The organism is Krasilnikovia sp. MM14-A1259 (genome assembly GCF_047159535.1).
Lineage (GTDB): Bacteria > Actinomycetota > Actinomycetes > Mycobacteriales > Micromonosporaceae > Actinoplanes.
The window spans coordinates 737643-756784 of sequence record NZ_BAAGAJ010000002.1; the positions used below are offsets into that span (position 1 = coordinate 737643).

Annotated in this window: 3 protein-coding genes (1 of these 3 only partly in view); all 3 read left to right on the forward strand. The window is 71.7% G+C overall.

The genetic code is table 11. The annotated features are described in order from the left end of the window. Tightly spaced (each overlapping or abutting the next), the 3 genes in view from ACMCNK_RS03160 to ACMCNK_RS03170 form a layout consistent with a single transcriptional unit that may run on beyond the window. Nucleotides 1-4338, forward strand: a complete 4338-nt coding sequence (locus tag ACMCNK_RS03160) for an amino acid adenylation domain-containing protein (RefSeq protein WP_412734869.1) — start codon at nt 1-3, stop codon at nt 4336-4338. Beyond that, nucleotides 4335-17813, forward strand: coding sequence for an amino acid adenylation domain-containing protein (locus ACMCNK_RS03165; protein ID WP_412734870.1), 13479 nt, complete (start codon nt 4335-4337; stop codon nt 17811-17813). The genes ACMCNK_RS03160 and ACMCNK_RS03165 overlap by 4 nt, the downstream gene beginning before the upstream one ends. Continuing rightward, nucleotides 17810-19142: the 5' portion of an amino acid adenylation domain-containing protein gene (locus ACMCNK_RS03170; protein ID WP_412734871.1), read on the forward strand. 9467 nt of this gene lie beyond the right edge of the window; the window shows 1333 of its 10800 coding nt (coding positions 1-1333); the start codon lies at nt 17810-17812; its stop codon lies beyond the right edge, outside the window. Before ACMCNK_RS03165 ends, ACMCNK_RS03170 begins: the two co-directional genes overlap by 4 nt.

The following is a 19142-nucleotide window of genomic DNA, read 5'->3' on the forward strand; positions in this document are numbered from 1 at the left end:
ATGCAGATCACCGGCAGCACCGGCGCACCCGCCGATCGAGGGCAGCACGTCAGCGGCGGCCCCCTGACCGTGGCCTCGGCCACCATGCCCGACCTGTTCGCGGCGGTGGTCGCCCGCGACCCGGACTCGGTGGCCGTGACCTTCGAGGACACCGAGGTCACGTACGCCGAGCTGGACGCGCGCGCCAACCGGCTGGCCCACGCCCTGGTCGCCCGCGGGGTCGGCCCGGACGCTGTGGTCGGTCTCGCGGTGCCCCGGTCGGTCGACATGATCGTGGCGGAACTCGCGGTGCTCAAGGCCGGCGGCGCCTACCTGCCGCTGGACCCGGCCGACCCGGCCGAACGGCTGGCCTACCTGGTCGGCGACGCCCGGCCCGCCTGCCTGATCACCACCACCGAGGTGACCGGCGCTGTGCCGCGTACCGACGGTGTGCCTCGGCTGCTGCTCGACGATCCCGGCTTCGCCGCCGAGCTGGCCGGGCTGCCCGCCACGGACCCCGACCGCCGCGGCCAGCGCGTCGAGCACGCCGCGTACCTGATCTACACGTCCGGCTCGACCGGCCGCCCCAAGGGGGTGCTGCTCACCCACACCGGCGTCGCCAAGCTGCTGTCCACCCAGTTCGAACGGTTCGGCCTCACCCCGGACGTGCGGGTACTGCACTTCGCGTCACCCAGCTTCGACGTGGCGTTCTGGGACCTGTGCCTCGCCCTGCTCTCCGGCGGACGGCTGGTCATCGTCCCCGCCGACCGCCGCGTGCCCGGCCCGGCCCTCACCGAATACGCCATGAAGCACCGCACCAACTTCATGATCCTGCCCCCGGCGTTGCTGGCGGCGCTGCCCGCCGAGTGTGAACTGCCGCCCGGCATCCTGCTGGCCGGCACCGAACGGGTCTCCACCGAACTGGTCGCCCGCTGGGCGCCCGGCCGCCGCATGTTCAACGCGTACGGGCCGACCGAGGCCACGGTCAACTCCACGCTCGGCGAGTGCGACCCGCAGGCGAACGACGGCCCGTCCGTCCCCATCGGCCGGCCCGACCCGGGCACCTGCACGTACCTGCTCGACGCCGGGTTGCGGCCGGTCGAGCCGGGTGCTCCCGGCGAGCTGTACCTCGCCGGGCCCGGCCTGGCCCGCTGCTACGTCAACCGCCCCGACCTGACCGCGCAGCGCTTCCTCGCCGACCCGTACGGCCCGCCGGGCGGGCGTATGTACCGCACCGGCGACCTGGCCAGCCGCCGCGACGACGGCCGGCTCGACTTCCTCGGCCGCGTCGACGACCAGGTCAAGGTGCGCGGCTACCGGATCGAACCGGGGGAGATCGAATCCGTGCTGGCCCGCCACCCCGGGGTCGGCCAGGTCGCGGTCATCGCCCGCGAAGACCGGCCCGGCGACGTCCGGCTTGCCGCGTACGTCGTGCCGGCGCAGTCCGCGGCGCGGCAGTCCGAGGCGCACGTCGCCGAGTGGAAGGACCTGCACGAACTGCTCTATCAGGCCGGTCGGGCCGAACGCTTCGACGAGAACTTCACCGGCTGGAACAGCAGCTTCGACGGCGGCCCGATCCCGCTCGACGAGATGCGCGCCTGGCGCGACACCACCGTCGACCGGATCCGGGAGCTGCAACCCCGCCGCGTCCTGGAGATCGGCGTCGGCAGCGGGCTGCTGCTGTCCCGGCTCGCCCCGTACTGCGAAAGCTACTGGGGTCTCGACCTGTCCGAGGAGGCCATCGAGACGCTGCGCGGCGCCGTCGGCACCGTCCCCGGGCTGGCCGAGCGGGTCACGTTGCGCGCCCAGCCCGCCCACGACCTGGACGGCGTACCGGCCGGGTGGTTCGACACGGTCGTCATCAACTCCGTGGTCCAGTACTTCCCGAACGCCGACTACCTGAGCGCGGTGCTGCACGCCGCCGCCCGGCGGCTCACCCCGGGCGGCGCGATCTTCGTCGGCGACGTCCGCAACCTGCGCCTGCACCGGATGCTGCACCGGGCGATCCACGCCGGACGGCCGGACGCGGACATCGACGCGGCCATACACGCCGAACGCGAACTGCTACTCGACCCCGACTACTTCACCACCCTGCGGATCCCGGCGATCCGCGGTGTCGACGTACGCGTCAAACGGGGACGCTACGACAACGAGCTCAGCCGCTACCGCTACGACGTGGTGCTGACCCGGACACCCGCCCCCACCGCCGGCGACGTGGCGGAGGCCGCGTACCCATGGCACGGCAGCCTGGACGCGGTACGCGAGCGGCTCGCCGCGCGCCCGCCGCGACTGCGGGTCAGCGGGGTGCCCCACCACCGGCGCACCGGCCCGGCGGTCGAGGACTTCCACGACCTGGCCGACGGCCACGGCTACCGGGTCGCGGTCACCTGGGACAGCACCTCCACCACCGGCGAACTCGACGTCGTCTTCCAGCTCGGGGCGGCACCGGCCGACGCGTACCGGCCCGGCGCGGTGGTCCCGCACGCCAACACGCCCGCGGCGTTCAACGACCCCGCCGCGCTGGTCAAAGCGCTGCGCCTGCACGCCGAGTCGTGGCTGCCCACCCACCTGGTGCCGACCGGGTTCGTGCTGCTCGACCGGCTGCCAGTGCTGACCAGCGGCAAACTCGACCGGGCCGCGCTGCCCGCCCCCGACCACGCGGCGCTGGCCACCGGCACCGCCCCCCGAACGCCGCGCGAAAAACTCCTCTGCGACCTGTACGCGGACGTGCTCGGGGTGCCCGGAGTCGGCATCGACGACGACTTCTTCAGCCTCGGCGGGGACAGCATCATGTCCATCCAGTTCGTGCTGCGTGCCCGCGCCGCCGGGCTGATCTGCACGTCCCGGCAGGTGTTCGAGCACCGTACGGTCGCCGCGCTCGCCGGCGTCGTCACCGACCTCGACACCGGCCACCAGGACCGGCCCGACGACGGCATCGGCGACATCCCGTTCACCCCGATCCTGCGCTGGCTCGACGAGACCGGCGGGCCGATCGCCGCGTTCAGCCAGTCCATCGTGCTCACCACCCCGGCCGGTGCCGCCGAGGGCGACCTGGTGGCCGTACTGAATGCGCTCACCGACCGGCACGACCTGCTGCGCGCCCGGCTGATCCGCGCCACCCCCGACGCGGCCGGCCTGCTGCGCGTCGCACCCCGCGGCACGGTCGAGCCGTGGCTCACCCGGGCCGGACCGGACGCCTGTGTGGAAGCAGAGGAGCAGGCCGCGGCCGGCCGCCTCGACCCCGAACGGGGCATCATGGCGCAGGCCGTGTGGTTCGACGCCGGGCCGTCCGCGCCGGGCCGGATGCTGCTGGTCATCCACCACAGCATCGTCGACGGGGTCTCCTGGCGGATCCTGCCCGCCGACCTCGCCGCTGCCTGGGAGAAGCGCGAGCCGGCCCACCGCGGCACCTCGTTCCGGCGCTGGGCCACCGACCTGCGCGCCGCGGCCACCGCGCCGCACCGCGTCGCCGAGCTCCCGCGGTGGCACGGCATCCTCACCGGCCCGGACCCGCTGCTGTCGCACCGGCCGCTGCGACCGGTCGACGACCTCGCCACGGTCACCCGGCACACCGTGCACCTGGGCGCCGCCACCACCGAACCGGTGCTCACCACCGTCCCCGCGGCCTTCCACGCCGGCATCAACGACGTGCTGCTCACCGCGCTCGCGCTCGCGGTCGCCCGGTGGCGCGGCACCGCCGAACGGTCCGTGCTCATCGCGCTGGAAGGCCACGGCCGCGAGGAACAGGTCGTCGCGCACGCCGACCTCACCCCGGCACTCGGCTGGTTCACCAGCGTCTTCCCGGTGCGCCTCGACCCCGGCGACATCGACCTGACCGACGCCGTGGCCGGCGGCCCCGGCGCGGGCACCGCGCTGAAACGGGTCAAGGAACAGCTCCGCGCGCTGCCCGACCACGGCATCGGGTACGGCATGCTGCGCTACCTCAACCCGGACACCGAACCCACGCTCGCCGCGTGCCCGGCACCGCAGATCAGCTTCAACTACCTCGGCCGGTTCGCGGCCACCCCGGGCGCCGACTGGCAACACGTTGCGGGCCATGGCATCCTGGCCGGCGGCTTCGACCTCGGCATGCCGGTCGCGCCGTACACCCTCGAAATCAATGCGTACGTGCAGGACACCGCGACCGGACCGGAACTCGGCGTCACCTGGGCGCACCCGTCCGACCTGCTGGACGCCGCCGCGGTGGCCGACCTCGCCGCCGGATGGTTCGCCGCCCTGCAAGCGCTCGTCGACCACGCCCGGGGACCGGCCGCGGGCGGGCTCACCCCGTCCGACCTGACGCTGGCGCTGAGCCAGGACGAGATCGACGAATTCGAAGCCGAGTGGGAGATTCCGTGACGACCGCACCGGCCACCGGCATCGCCGACATCCTGCCGCTCACCCCGCTGCAGGAAGGTCTGCTCTTCCACGTGCACCTCGCGGGCGACGGGCCGGACGTCTACACCGGACAGCTCACCATCGCGCTCGAGGGCCCCGTCGACGCCGCGCGGCTGCGCGGCGCCGGACAGGGACTGCTGGATCGGCGACCCAACCTGCGGGTCGCGTTCCGGCGGCGCAAGAACGGGCAGGCCGCCGCGATCGTCGGCCGCCACGTACCCCTGCCCTGGACCGAACTGGCCCTGACCGCGGACGAACTGCCCGGCTTCCTCGACACCGACCTGGCCACCCGGTTCGACCCGGCCACCGCGCCGCTGCTGCGGATGACATTGGTACGGCTGGGCGCAGACCAGCACCGGCTCGTGGTCACGCACCACCATCTGCTGCTCGACGGCTGGTCCGTGCCGCTGCTGCTGGACGAGCTGTTCGCCCTGTACCGCGGCGACGAACTGGGCGAGCCCGCCGACTTCCGTGCGTACCTCGCCTGGACCGCGGCCCAGGACCGGAGGGCCGCCGAGGTCGCGTGGCGCGACGCCCTGGCCGGGCTGGACGGCCCCACCCTGCTCGCCGCGCGCCCACCGGCCCGCGCGGTCGTCCCCGACCGGCTCGTCCGGGACCTGCCCGCCGACCTGACCGCCCGGCTCACCGCGCTCGGACGCTCCCGCGGGCTCACGCTCAACACGCTGGTCCAGGGCGCCTGGGGAATCGTGGTCGGCGCGCTGACCGGGCGCACCGACGTGGTGGTCGGCGCCACCGTGGCCGGGCGTCCACCGGAACTCGCCGGGGCCGGCACGATGATCGGCCTGTTCCTCAACACCGTCCCGGTGCGGATCAGGCTGGACCCGGCCACACCGGTCGTGGTGGCGTTGCGTGAGCTGCAGGACGGCCAGGCACGGCTGATGGACCACCAGCATCTCGGACTGGCCGAGATCCAACGGATCGCCGGGCACGGCGACCTGTTCGACACGCTGACCGTCTTCGAGAACTACCCGCTCGGTGAGACTCTGCCCGAGGTGCCCGGCGGCGTACGGGTCACCGGCGCCCAGATCCGCGACTGTGCCCACTACCCGGTGACGCTGACCGCCCGGCCCGGCCCGCAACTGCACCTGGACCTGGAGTACCGCGGCGACCTGTTCACGCAGGCGGCTGCGGACACCCTGCTCGACCGGCTGACCCTGGTCCTGACCCGGATCTGCGCCACCCCGGACGCGCCTGCGGCCGCGTTCGACGTGCTGACCCCGGCCGAGCGGGCCCGGATCCTGCACGACGGGAACGACACCGCGGCACCGGTGCCCAGCACCACCATCACCGGGCTGCTGCGCGAGCAGGTGGCCCGAACCCCGGACGCCGTGGCGCTGGTCGCCGACGGGCGTACGTGGACGTTCGCCGAAATGCAGGAATGGGCGGCCGGACTCGCCGCGCTGCTGCGCGAAGGCGGCGTGACCCGCGGCGACCTGGTGGCGCTCGCGCTGCCGCGCGGCCTGATGGTGCCGGCCGTCTTCGGGGTACTCGGCAGCGGCGCCGCGTATCTGCCCCTCGACCTGGACCAGCCCGCCGGCCGGGTCGCGGCGATGCTGGACGACGCGGGACCGGCGCTGCTGATCGCCGCCGAGGGCGCTGAGGTGGCGTGGTCGGGTCCGCGTGTGCTGATCGGCCCCTCCGGGATGTTCGCCGCTTCGGCCGGCCCGGTCGAGCTGTCGGCAGCCGTCGGGCCGCGGGCCGGGGATGCGGCGTACGTGATTTACACGTCGGGTTCGACGGGTGTGCCGAAGGGTGTGGTGGTGCCGCATCGGGGGATTGTGAATTTGTTCCACAGTCATCGGAAGCATCTGATGCGGGAGCGTGGGTTGCGGGTGGCGCATGTGGCGTCGTTTACGTTTGACGGTTCGTGGGAGCCGTTGTTGTGGCTGCTGGATGGGCACACGTTGCATGTGGTGGATGCGGAGGTGTGTCGCGATCCGCGGGCCTTGGTGGGTTGTCTGCGCGAGCACGGGCTGGACGTGCTGGACGTGACTCCCACGCATCTGCGGGAGCTTGTTCCCGCGGGGGTGCTGGACGCTGGTCTGCGTGTGCTGCTGGTCGGTGGTGAGGCGATTGATGCGCAGTTGTGGCAGCGGGTGTGCGCGACGCCGGGCCTGGCGTGCCACGACCTGTACGGCCCGACCGAGGCGTCCGTCGACGCGTACGGGTGGGACGGCGCCGAGCGGTCCGCGTACCGGCTTGCCAACGTGCGGACGTACGTGCTCGACGGCGCGTTGCGCCCGGTGCCGCCCGGCGCGCTCGGCGAGCTGTACGTCGCCGGAACCGGCCTGGCCGACGGGTATCTGCACCGGCCGGGACTCACCGCCCACCGGTTCGTCCCGGATCCCTTCGGCGCGCCAGGCAGCCGGATGTATCGCACGGGTGATCTGGCGCGGTGGTCGACCGGGGGTGTGTTGGGGTTCGCGGGTCGTGCGGATGGTCAGGTGAAGGTGCGCGGGTTCCGTGTGGAGCTGGGTGAGATCGAGGCGGTGTTGGGCGGGCAGAGTGCGGTGGTGGTGCGGGACGGTCGCCTGGTGGCGTATGTGGTGGGTGGTCCGGTGGATGTGGAGGCGTTGCGGGCGAGGTTGCCGCAGTACATGGTTCCGGCAGCGTTTGTGGAGGTGGATGTGTTGCCGCGGACGGTGGCGGGGAAGCTGGACGTGGCGGCGCTGCCGGCGCCGGAGTTCGGTTCCGGGGGTGGGCGGGTGGCGCGCACCTCGCGGGAGCAGACGCTGTGTGATCTGTTCGCCGAGGTGTTGGGGCTGCCGTCGGTGGGAATCGACGACGACTTTTTTGCTCTGGGTGGGCATTCGTTGTTGGTGATGCGTCTTGCGGGTCGGGTGCGTGCTGTGTTGGGTGTTGAGGTGGCGGTGCGGGCGGTGTTTGATGCGCCGTCGGTGGCGGCGTTGTTGCCGCGGTTGGTGGGTTCGTCGCGGGTGCCGGTGGTGGTGCGGGAGCGGCCGGTGCGGGTGCCGTTGTCGTTTGCGCAGCGGCGGTTGTGGTTTGTGTTCCGGTTGGAGGGGCCGGATCCGACGTACAACATTCCGATCGCGTGGCGGTTGCGGGGTCGCCTCGACCCGGATGCGCTGACCGCCGCGGTCGGCGACGTCGTGGCCCGCCACGAGACACTGCGGACCGTTTTCGGCGACCACGACGGGGAACCGTTCCAGCGGGTGCTGCCCGCCGCGCCCGTGACGATGCCCGTCGAAGAGATCGCCGAGGCGGATCTCGCCGGGCGACTCGCGGCCGTCGGCGCGTACGGCTTCCAGCTCGACGAGGAACCGCCGCTGCAGGCCCGGCTGTTCCGCATCGCCCCGGACGAACACGTGCTGCTTCTGCTGCTGCACCACATTGCCGGCGACGAATGGTCCGACGTGCCGCTGCGCCGCGACCTCGTGGCCGCTTACACCGCTCGGTGCGCCGGGCAACCCCCGGCGTTCCCGCCGCTGCCGGTCCAGTACGCCGACTTCGCGCTGTGGCAGCGTGATCAGGCGGACAGGCTCGCCGAGCAGACCGAGCTGTGGCGTGCGGCGCTCGCCGGGCTCCCCGAGGAGCTGCACCTGCCCACCGACCGGGCCCGCCCGGCAGCGGCCAGCCACCGCGGCGACGTCGTGCCCTTCGACCTGCCCGGCGACGTCACTGCGCGACTGCGCGAACTGGCCAGTTCCACCGGTACGAGCTTGTTCATGGTGGTGCAGGCGGCGGTGGCGGTGTTGTTGACGCGGTTGGGTGGGGGTACGGACATTCCGTTGGGTTCGCCGGTGGCGGGTCGTCCGGATGCGGTGTTGGACGGGTTGGTCGGGTTCTTTGTGAACACGGTGGTGTTGCGTACTGATACGTCGGGTGATCCGTCGTTTCGGGAGTTGTTGGGGCGGGTGCGGGAGACGGATCTGGCGGCGTTCGATCGGCAGGAGGTGCCGTTCGAGCATGTGGTCGAGGTGTTGAATCCGGTGCGCTCTCTGGGGCGGCATCCGTTGTTCCAGACCATGGTGTCCTACCTCGGCGAAGCCGACCGCACCTGGCACCTCGGATCACTGCGCGTCGAGACCGAGCCCGTACGCCAGCAGGTCGCCATGTTCGACCTGTCGTTCGACTTCTTCGAAACCACCGAAGGGGTGCGCGGCGCGCTCGAATACGCCACCGATCTGTACGAGCATGACAGCGCGCACCAACTGGTCGAACGCCTGCAGCGGATCCTGGCGGCGGTGGCCGCCGACCCGTCGCTGCCGATCGGGCGCATCGATGTGCTCGACGCGCGGGAGCGGATCGTGCCGGTGGCCGAGGTGGAGGTGCCGGGCGGGTCGATCGTGGATCTGTTCCGGGCGCAGGTGGATGCGACCCCGGGTGCGGTGGCGCTGGTGTCGGGCGGGCGGTCCTGGACGTTCGCGGAGCTGGACGACTGGTCGTCGCGGATGGCCGGCACGTTGGCGGGGGAGGGCGTCGGGCGAGGGGCCCTGGTCGCGCTGGCGACGGCCCGTCCGCTGACGGTGCCCGCGATCCTGGGCGTGCTGAAGGCCGGGGCCGCGTATCTGCCGCTGGACGCCCACCAGCCCGCCGGCCGGGTCGCGGCGATGCTGGACGACGCGGGACCGGCGCTGCTGATCGCCGCCGAGGGCGCTGAGGTGGCGTGGTCGGGTCCGCGTGTGCTGATCGGCCCCTCCGGGATGTTCGCCGCTTCGGCCGGCCCGGTCGAGCTGTCGGCAGCCGTCGGGCCGCGGGCCGGGGATGCGGCGTACGTGATTTACACGTCGGGTTCGACGGGTGTGCCGAAGGGTGTGGTGGTGCCGCATCGGGGGATTGTGAATTTGTTCCACAGTCATCGGAAGCATCTGATGCGGGAGCGTGGGTTGCGGGTGGCGCATGTGGCGTCGTTTACGTTTGACGGTTCGTGGGAGCCGTTGTTGTGGCTGCTGGATGGGCACACGTTGCATGTGGTGGATGCGGAGGTGTGTCGCGATCCGCGGGCCTTGGTGGGTTGTCTGCGCGAGCACGGGCTGGACGTGCTGGACGTGACTCCCACGCATCTGCGGGAGCTTGTTCCCGCGGGGGTGCTGGACGCTGGTCTGCGTGTGCTGCTGGTCGGTGGTGAGGCGATCGATGCGCAGTTGTGGCAGCGGGTGTGCGCGACGCCGGGCCTGGCGTGTCATGACTTGTACGGTCCGACGGAATCATCTGTGGACGCGTATGGGTGGGACGGTCCGGGTCGGGTGGGGTACCGGCTGGCGAATGTGCGGACGTATGTGTTGGATGCGGCGTTGCGGCCGGTGCCGTGGGGTGTGGTGGGTGAGCTCTACGTTGCCGGTCCCGGCCTGGCGCACGGCTATCTGCGCCGGGCGGGGTTGACCGCGCAGCGGTTCGTCGCGGATCCGTGGGGTCCGGCGGGGAGCCGGATGTACCGCACGGGTGATCTGGCGCGGTGGTCGGCGGGCGGGGTGTTGGAGTTCGCGGGTCGCGCGGATGGTCAGGTGAAGGTGCGCGGGTTCCGCATCGAGCTGGGTGAGATCGAGGCGGTGTTGGGCGGGCAGTGTGCGGTGGTGGTGCGGGACGGTCGCCTGGTGGCGTATGTGGTGGGTGGTCCGGTGGATGTGGAGGCGTTGCGGGCGAGGTTGCCGCAGTACATGGTTCCGGCAGCGTTTGTGGAGGTGGATGTGTTGCCGCGGACGGTGGCGGGGAAGTTGGATGTGGCCGCGTTGCCGGACCCGGACTTCACCGCGTTGAGCTCCTGGCGTGCCGCCCGCACGTCCCGGGAGCAGACGCTGTGTGATCTGTTCGCCGAGGTGTTGGGGCTGCCGTCGGTGGGAATCGACGACGACTTTTTTGCTCTGGGTGGGCATTCGTTGTTGGTGATGCGTCTTGCGGGTCGGGTGCGTGCTGTGTTGGGTGTTGAGGTGGCGGTGCGGGCGGTGTTTGATGCGCCGTCGGTGGCGGCGTTGTTGCCGCGGTTGGTGGGTTCGTCGCGGGTGCCGGTGGTGGTGCGGGAGCGGCCGGTGCGGGTGCCGTTGTCGTTTGCGCAGCGGCGGTTGTGGTTTGTGTTCCGGTTGGAGGGGCCGGATCCGACGTACAACATTCCGATCGCGTGGCGGTTGCGGGGTCGCCTCGACCCGGATGCGCTGACCGCCGCGGTCGGCGACGTCGTGGCCCGCCACGAGACACTGCGGACCGTTTTCGGCGACCACGACGGGGAACCGTTCCAGCGGGTGCTGCCCGCCGCGCCCGTGACGATGCCCGTCGAAGAGATCGCCGAGGCGGATCTCGCCGGGCGACTCGCGGCCGTCGGCGCGTACGGCTTCCAGCTCGACGAGGAACCGCCGCTGCAGGCCCGGCTGTTCCGCATCGCCCCGGACGAACACGTGCTGCTTCTGCTGCTGCACCACATTGCCGGCGACGAATGGTCCGACGTGCCGCTGCGCCGCGACCTCGTGGCCGCTTACACCGCTCGGTGCGCCGGGCAACCCCCGGCGTTCCCGCCGCTGCCGGTCCAGTACGCCGACTTCGCGCTGTGGCAGCGTGATCAGGCGGACAGGCTCGCCGAGCAGACCGAGCTGTGGCGTGCGGCGCTCGCCGGGCTCCCCGAGGAGCTGCACCTGCCCACCGACCGGGCCCGCCCGGCAGCGGCCAGCCACCGCGGCGACGTCGTGCCCTTCGACCTGCCCGGCGACGTCACTGCGCGACTGCGCGAACTGGCCAGTTCCACCGGTACGAGCTTGTTCATGGTGGTGCAGGCGGCGGTGGCGGTGTTGTTGACGCGGTTGGGTGGGGGTACGGACATTCCGTTGGGTTCGCCGGTGGCGGGTCGTCCGGATGCGGTGTTGGACGGGTTGGTCGGGTTCTTTGTGAACACGGTGGTGTTGCGTACTGATACGTCGGGTGATCCGTCGTTTCGGGAGTTGTTGGGGCGGGTGCGGGAGACGGATCTGGCGGCGTTCGATCGGCAGGAGGTGCCGTTCGAGCATGTGGTCGAGGTGTTGAATCCGGTGCGCTCTCTGGGGCGGCATCCGTTGTTCCAGACCATGGTGTCCTACCTCGGCGAAGCCGACCGCACCTGGCACCTCGGATCACTGCGCGTCGAGACCGAGCCCGTACGCCAGCAGGTCGCCATGTTCGACCTGTCGTTCGACTTCTTCGAAACCACCGAAGGGGTGCGCGGCGCGCTCGAATACGCCACCGATCTGTACGAGCATGACAGCGCGCACCAACTGGTCGAACGCCTGCAGCGGATCCTGGCGGCGGTGGCCGCCGACCCGTCGCTGCCGATCGGGCGCATCGATGTGCTCGACGCGCGGGAGCGGATCGTGCCGGTGGCCGAGGTGGAGGTGCCGGGCGGGTCGATCGTGGATCTGTTCCGGGCGCAGGTGGATGCGACCCCGGGTGCGGTGGCGCTGGTGTCGGGCGGGCGGTCCTGGACGTTCGCGGAGCTGGACGACTGGTCGTCGCGGATGGCCGGCACGTTGGCGGGGGAGGGCGTCGGGCGAGGGGCCCTGGTCGCGCTGGCGACGGCCCGTCCGCTGACGGTGCCCGCGATCCTGGGCGTGCTGAAGGCCGGGGCCGCGTATCTGCCGCTGGACGCCCACCAGCCCGCCGGCCGGGTCGCGGCGATGCTGGACGACGCGGGACCGGCGCTGCTGATCGCCGCCGAGGGCGCTGAGGTGGCGTGGTCGGGTCCGCGTGTGCTGATCGGCCCCTCCGGGATGTTCGCCGCTTCGGCCGGCCCGGTCGAGCTGTCGGCAGCCGTCGGGCCGCGGGCCGGGGATGCGGCGTACGTGATTTACACGTCGGGTTCGACGGGTGTGCCGAAGGGTGTGGTGGTGCCGCATCGGGGGATTGTGAATTTGTTCCACAGTCATCGGAAGCATCTGATGCGGGAGCGTGGGTTGCGGGTGGCGCATGTGGCGTCGTTTACGTTTGACGGTTCGTGGGAGCCGTTGTTGTGGCTGCTGGATGGGCACACGTTGCATGTGGTGGATGCGGAGGTGTGTCGCGATCCGCGGGCCTTGGTGGGTTGTCTGCGCGAGCACGGGCTGGACGTGCTGGACGTGACTCCCACGCATCTGCGGGAGCTTGTTCCCGCGGGGGTGCTGGACGCTGGTCTGCGTGTGCTGCTGGTCGGTGGTGAGGCGATCGATGCGCAGTTGTGGCAGCGGGTGTGCGCGACGCCGGGCCTGGCGTGTCATGACTTGTACGGTCCGACGGAATCATCTGTGGACGCGTATGGGTGGGACGGTCCGGGTCGGGTGGGGTACCGGCTGGCGAATGTGCGGACGTATGTGTTGGATGCGGCGTTGCGGCCGGTGCCGTGGGGTGTGGTGGGTGAGCTCTACGTTGCCGGTCCCGGCCTGGCGCACGGCTATCTGCGCCGGGCGGGGTTGACCGCGCAGCGGTTCGTCGCGGATCCGTGGGGTCCGGCGGGGAGCCGGATGTACCGCACGGGTGATCTGGCGCGGTGGTCGGCGGGCGGGGTGTTGGAGTTCGCGGGTCGCGCGGATGGTCAGGTGAAGGTGCGCGGGTTCCGCATCGAGCTGGGTGAGATCGAGGCGGTGTTGGGCGGGCAGTGTGCGGTGGTGGTGCGGGACGGTCGCCTGGTGGCGTATGTGGTGGGTGGTCCGGTGGATGTGGAGGCGTTGCGGGCGAGGTTGCCGCAGTACATGGTTCCGGCAGCGTTTGTGGAGGTGGATGTGTTGCCGCGGACGGTGGCGGGGAAGTTGGATGTGGCCGCGTTGCCGGACCCGGACTTCACCGCGTTGAGCTCCTGGCGTGCCGCCCGCACGTCCCGGGAGCAGACGCTGTGTGATCTGTTCGCCGAGGTGTTGGGGCTGCCGTCGGTGGGAATCGACGACGACTTTTTTGCTCTGGGTGGGCATTCGTTGTTGGTGATGCGTCTTGCGGGTCGGGTGCGTGCTGTGTTGGGTGTTGAGGTGGCGGTGCGGGCGGTGTTTGATGCGCCGTCGGTGGCGGCGTTGTTGCCGCGGTTGGTGGGTTCGTCGCGGGTGCCGGTGGTGGTGCGGGAGCGGCCGGTGCGGGTGCCGTTGTCGTTTGCGCAGCGGCGGTTGTGGTTTGTGTTCCGGTTGGAGGGGCCGGATCCGACGTACAACATTCCGATCGCGTGGCGGTTGCGGGGTCGCCTCGACCCGGATGCGCTGACCGCCGCAGTCGGCGACGTCGTGGCCCGCCACGAGACACTGCGCACGATCTTCCCGGACGACCGTGGAACGCCGTACCAGCGGATCCTTGAACCGGACGCGGTGCCGGTCGAGTTCCTTGACGCGACGGCCGACCTCACCGACGCCGCCGGACACGGCTTCGCGCTCGACCGGGAACCGCCGCTGCGGGTCCAGGCGTTCCCCGCCGGACCGGACGAACACGTGCTGCTTCTGCTGCTGCACCACATCGCCGGCGACGAATGGTCCGACGAGCCGCTGCGAGCCGACCTCACCGTCGCGTACGAGGCCCGGCTGGCCGGCCGGGCCCCCGCGTTCGCGCCCCTGCCGGTCCAGTACGCCGACTTCGCGCTGTGGCAGCGTGATCAGGCGGACGGTTTCGCCGAGCAGACCGAGCTGTGGCGTGCGGCGCTCGCCGGGCTCCCCGAGGAGCTGCATCTGCCTACTGACCGGCCGCGGCCCGCCGAGGCGAGCCACCGGGGAGAGGTGATCGAGTTCGCGCTGCCCGGCACGGTGGCCCAGGATCTGCGGCACCTGGCCCGCACGACCGGTACGAGCTTGTTCATGGTGGTGCAGGCGGCGGTGGCGGTGTTGTTGACGCGGTTGGGTGGGGGTACGGACATTCCGTTGGGTTCGCCGGTGGCGGGTCGTCCGGATGCGGTGTTGGACGGGTTGGTCGGGTTCTTTGTGAACACGGTGGTGTTGCGTACTGATACGTCGGGTGATCCGTCGTTTCGGGAGTTGTTGGGGCGGGTGCGGGAGACGGATCTGGCGGCGTTCGATCGGCAGGAGGTGCCGTTCGAGCATGTGGTCGAGGTGTTGAATCCGGTGCGCTCTCTGGGGCGGCATCCGTTGTTCCAGACCATGGTGTCGTACCTGCCCGGCAGCAGCGACCGGTGGCGGCTCGCCGATCTGGATGCGCGACCGGAGCCGGTGGGCCACCGGGTGGCGATGTTCGACCTGTCGTTCGACTTCACCGACGCCCCCGACGGCAACGGAGTCGAAGGAACGCTGGAGTTCGCCACCGACCTGTACGACCGGGACACGGCACAACACCTCGTGGACCGGCTGCTGCGCGTGTTCACGGCGGTCACCCGCGACGCCTCCGTGCCGATCGGGCGCATCGATGTGCTCGACGCGCGGGAGCGGATCGGGCCGGTGGCCGAGGTGGAGGTGCCGGGCGGGTCGATCGTGGATCTGTTCCGGGCGCAGGTGGATGCGACCCCGGGTGCGGTGGCGCTGGTGTCGGGCGGGCGGTCCTGGACGTTCGCGGAGCTGGACGACTGGTCGTCGCGGATGGCCGGCACGTTGGCGGGGGAGAACGTCGGGCGAGGGGCCCTGGTCGCGCTGGCGACGGCCCGTCCGCTGACGGTGCCCGCGATCCTGGGCGTGCTGAAGGCCGGGGCCGCGTATCTGCCGTTGGACGCCTGCCAGCCCGCCGAGTGGATCGCCGGGATGCTCGACGACGCCGCCCCGGCGATGCTCGTCACGACCGCAGGCATCGATGTGCCGTGGACCGGGCCCCGCCTGATCGTGGGCCCGGATCTGCCCGCAGCGGCCCACGCCGCCCCGATTCCCGCGGTGTCGCCCGACGATCCCGCCTACGTGATCTACACGTCGGGTTCGACGGGTGTGCCGAAGGGTGTGGTGGTGCCGCATCGGGGGATCGTGAATCTGTTCCACACCCATCGGAAACACCTCATGCGGGAGCGCGGGCTTCGCGTGGCGCACGTGGCGTCGTTCACGTTCGACGGTTCGTGGGAGCCGCTGTTGTGGCTGTTCGACGGGCACGCCTTGCACGTGCTCGACGATGACGAGTACCGCGACGACGCCGCGCTGGTGGCGTACGTGCGTCACCACGGGGTCGACGTGCTGGACGTGACCCCGACCTACCTGCGGGAGCTCGTGCCCGCGGGCATCCTCGAAACCGGTCTGCGTGTGCTGCTGGTCGGTGGTGAGGCGATTGATGCGCAGTTGTGGCAGCGGGTGTGCGCGACGCCGGGCCTGGCGTGCCACGACCTGTACGGCCCGACCGAGGCGTCCGTCGACGCGTATGGGTGGGACGGTCCGGATCGGGTGGGGTACCGGCTGGCGAACGTGCGGACCTATGTGTTGGATGCGGCGTTGCGGCCGGTGCCGTGGGGTGTGGTGGGTGAGCTCTACGTTGCCGGTCCCTGCCTGGCGCACGGCTATCTGCGCCGGGCGGGGTTGACCGCGCAGCGGTTTGTGGCGGATCCGTGGGGTCCGGCGGGGAGCCGGATGTACCGCACGGGTGATCTGGCGCGCTGGTCGACCGGGGGTGTGTTGGGGTTCGCGGGTCGCGCGGATGGTCAGGTGAAGGTGCGCGGGTTCCGTGTGGAGCTGGGTGAGATCGAGGCGGCGTTGGGCGGGCAGAGTGCGGTGGTGGTGCGGGACGGTCGCCTGGTGGCGTATGTGGTGGGTGGCCCGGTGGATGTGGAGGCGTTGCGGGCGAGGTTGCCGCAGTACATGGTTCCGGCAGCCTTTGTGGAGGTGGATGTGTTGCCGCGGACGGTGGCGGGGAAGTTGGATGTGGCCGCGTTGCCGGACCCGGACTTCACCGCGTTGAGCACCGGCCGTGCCGCCCGCACCACCCGGGAGCGGACGCTGTGTGATCTGTTCGCCGAGGTGCTGGGACTGCCCACGGTCGGGATCGACGACGACTTCTTCGCGCTCGGCGGCGACAGCATCGTCTCCATCCAGCTCGTCAGCCGCGCCCGCGCCGCCGGTCTCGGCGTCAGCCCGCGCGACGTGTTCCGTCACAAGACCCCCGCCGGGCTCGCCGCGGCGGCCACTGTGGACACCGCCGTCGCGGAGGACCCGCGCGAGGCGTGGGGGACCGCCCCACTCACCCCGGTCATGCGCTGGCTGCACGAGGTGCCCGGGCCGACCCGCGGCTACAGCCAGTCCATGCTGCTGCGCGCCCCGGACGACCTCACCACCGACAGCCTGCGCGAGGTCCTGCAGGCTCTCATCGACCGGCACGACCTGCTGCGCGCCCGCGTCACCACGGACGGCATGCACATCCCGGAACCCGCCCCCGACAACCGCGCCCGCGGCCTCGTCCGGACCGCGCCGTTCGACGCAGCGGCGCTGCCCGGCATTGCCGCGGAGGCCCGGGACCGGCTCGACCCCGCGGGCGGCATCATGGTGCAGGCGGTCCTGCTCGAGCCCGGGTACGTGCTGCTCGTCGTGCACCACCTCGCGGTCGACGGGGTGTCCTGGCGGATCCTGCTGCCCGACCTCGCCACCGCCTGGGCTGCCCGTACGGCCGGGCAGCCGATCGTGTTGCCCGCGGCCGGTACGTCGTTCCGGCGCTGGGCCCGGGAACTGGATCGCCTCTCCCGGGACGCCGCGACCGTGGCCCAGATGCCGTACTGGGCCGGGGTGCTGGACGGGCCGCGGGCCGCGCTCGGCAGCCGCCCCCTGGACCCCACCCGCGACACCACCGCCACGTGCGACGAACTGAGCATGGGACTGCCGCCGGAACACACCCGGCCGCTGCTGACCACCGTGCCGTCCGGCTTCCACGCCACCATCGACGACGTGCTGCTCGCCGGGCTCGCCCTGGCGTTGCGCGACTGGTCCGGCGGCACCGGCTGGCTGATCACCCTGGAAGGGCACGGCCGCGCGGAACACCTCGTACCCGGCACCGACCTGTCCCGCACGGTCGGATGGTTCACCAGCGAATACCCGGTGCGGCTCGACCTCGGCGCCGAGGACCCGGGCGATGCGCTGAAAACCATCAAGGAACGGCTGCGGGCCGTACCGGACAACGGCCTCGGGTACGGCCTGCTGCGCCACCTGAACCCGGACACCGCGGCCGTGCTCGGCGCCCACCGGCCGCCCCAGATCGGCTTCAACTACCTGGGCCGCTTCGCCGCCGGAGATGCCGGGGCCGCGCCGTGGCAGCCGGCCGGAGAGGGCTGGGGCGGCGGCGCCGACGACGGCATGCCCGCCGACTACCCGCTCGACATCACCGCCACGACCGAGGACCACCCGGACGGTCCCCGGCTCCACGCCACGTTCACGTGGCCGCGCGACCTGCTCACCGAGGCACAGGTCAATGATCTGGCCGGGCGGTGGCGGGCCGCGCTGCACGGCCTGGCCGCGTACGCCGCCGATCCCGGCGCCGGTGGCCACACCCCGTCCGACCTGGACCTGGTCGAGCTGAGCCAGGACGACATCGACAGCCTCGAAGCCGAGTTCGCCGACCTCGAAGCCGAGTGGGAGACCCAGTGACCAACAAGACCGGCCTCGAGGACGTCCTGCCCCTGTCGCCGCTGCAGCAGGGCCTGCTCTTCCACGCCCTGTACGACTCCGAAACGCCCGACGTCTACACCGTGTCCACCGCGCTCGACCTCACCGGAGCGCTGGACGCCGCCCGGATGCGCGCGGCGGGTCAGGCGCTGCTCGACCGGCACGCCAACTTGCGCGCCGGCTTCCGCCGTACCGGCAAAGGGACCACGGTCGCGGCGATCCCCGCCCGCGCCCGGCTGCCCTGGACCGAACACGACCTGAGCGCACTGCCCGCGGCCGAACGCGACACCGAACTGGCCCGGCTCGCCGACGCCGACCGCGCCCGGCGCTTCGACATGACCCGCCCGCCGCTGCTGCGCATGACGCTCACCCGGCTGGCCGCCGACCTGCACCGGCTCACCATCACCCACCACCACATCCTGCTGGACGGCTGGTCGGCGCCGCTGCTCGTGCGGGAACTGCTCGACGGGTACGCCCGGCCCGGCTCGCTGCCGCCGGTCACCCCGTACAAGGCGTACCTGTCGTGGTTGTCGCGCTGGGACCGCCAGGCCGCGACGGCCGCCTGGCGGCAGGCGCTGTCCGGCCTGGACGGGCCGACCCGCGTCGCGCCCGCGGGCACGGCGACCGAGCCGGTCGTGTCGGACTCGGTGGAGACCGCGCTGCCGCCCACGCTCAGCGCCCGCCTCACCGGCCTGGCCCGCGGCCATGGCCTCACACTCAACACGCTGATCCAGGCAGCGTGGGGGCTGCTGCTGGCCCGCACGACCGGCCGCGACGACGTCGTGTTCGGCGCGACCGTGTCCGGCCGCCCGCCGCAACTGCCCGGCGTCGAGTCGATGATCGGCCTGTTCATCAACACCGTCCCGGTCCGGGTCCGGATCGACCCGGCCGAACCCGCCCGCGACCTGCTGGTACGCCTGCAGGACGAGCAGGCCGCGCTGATCGAGCACCAGTACCTGGGGCTCGCCGACATCCAGCGGGTGGCGGCGCACGGCCAGTTGTTCGACACGTTGACCGTGTTCGAGTCCTACCCGGACTCCGGCGCCGAAACCGTTCCCGGCCTGCAGGTCGCCCGGGTGCACGACGAGGACGCCACCCACTACCCGCTGGTGCTGATCGCCGAGCCGGGGGACCGGATCAACCTGGAGATCCGCTACCGCGCCGACGTATTCGACCGCGCCGCCATCCGGGTCCTGCTCGACCGTCTCGTCCGCATTCTCACCGCGATCGCCGCCGACCCGGCCCGCCCGGTCGGGCGGATCGACGTCCTCGACGCCGACGAACGCGCGACCATCCTCGGATGGAACGGCA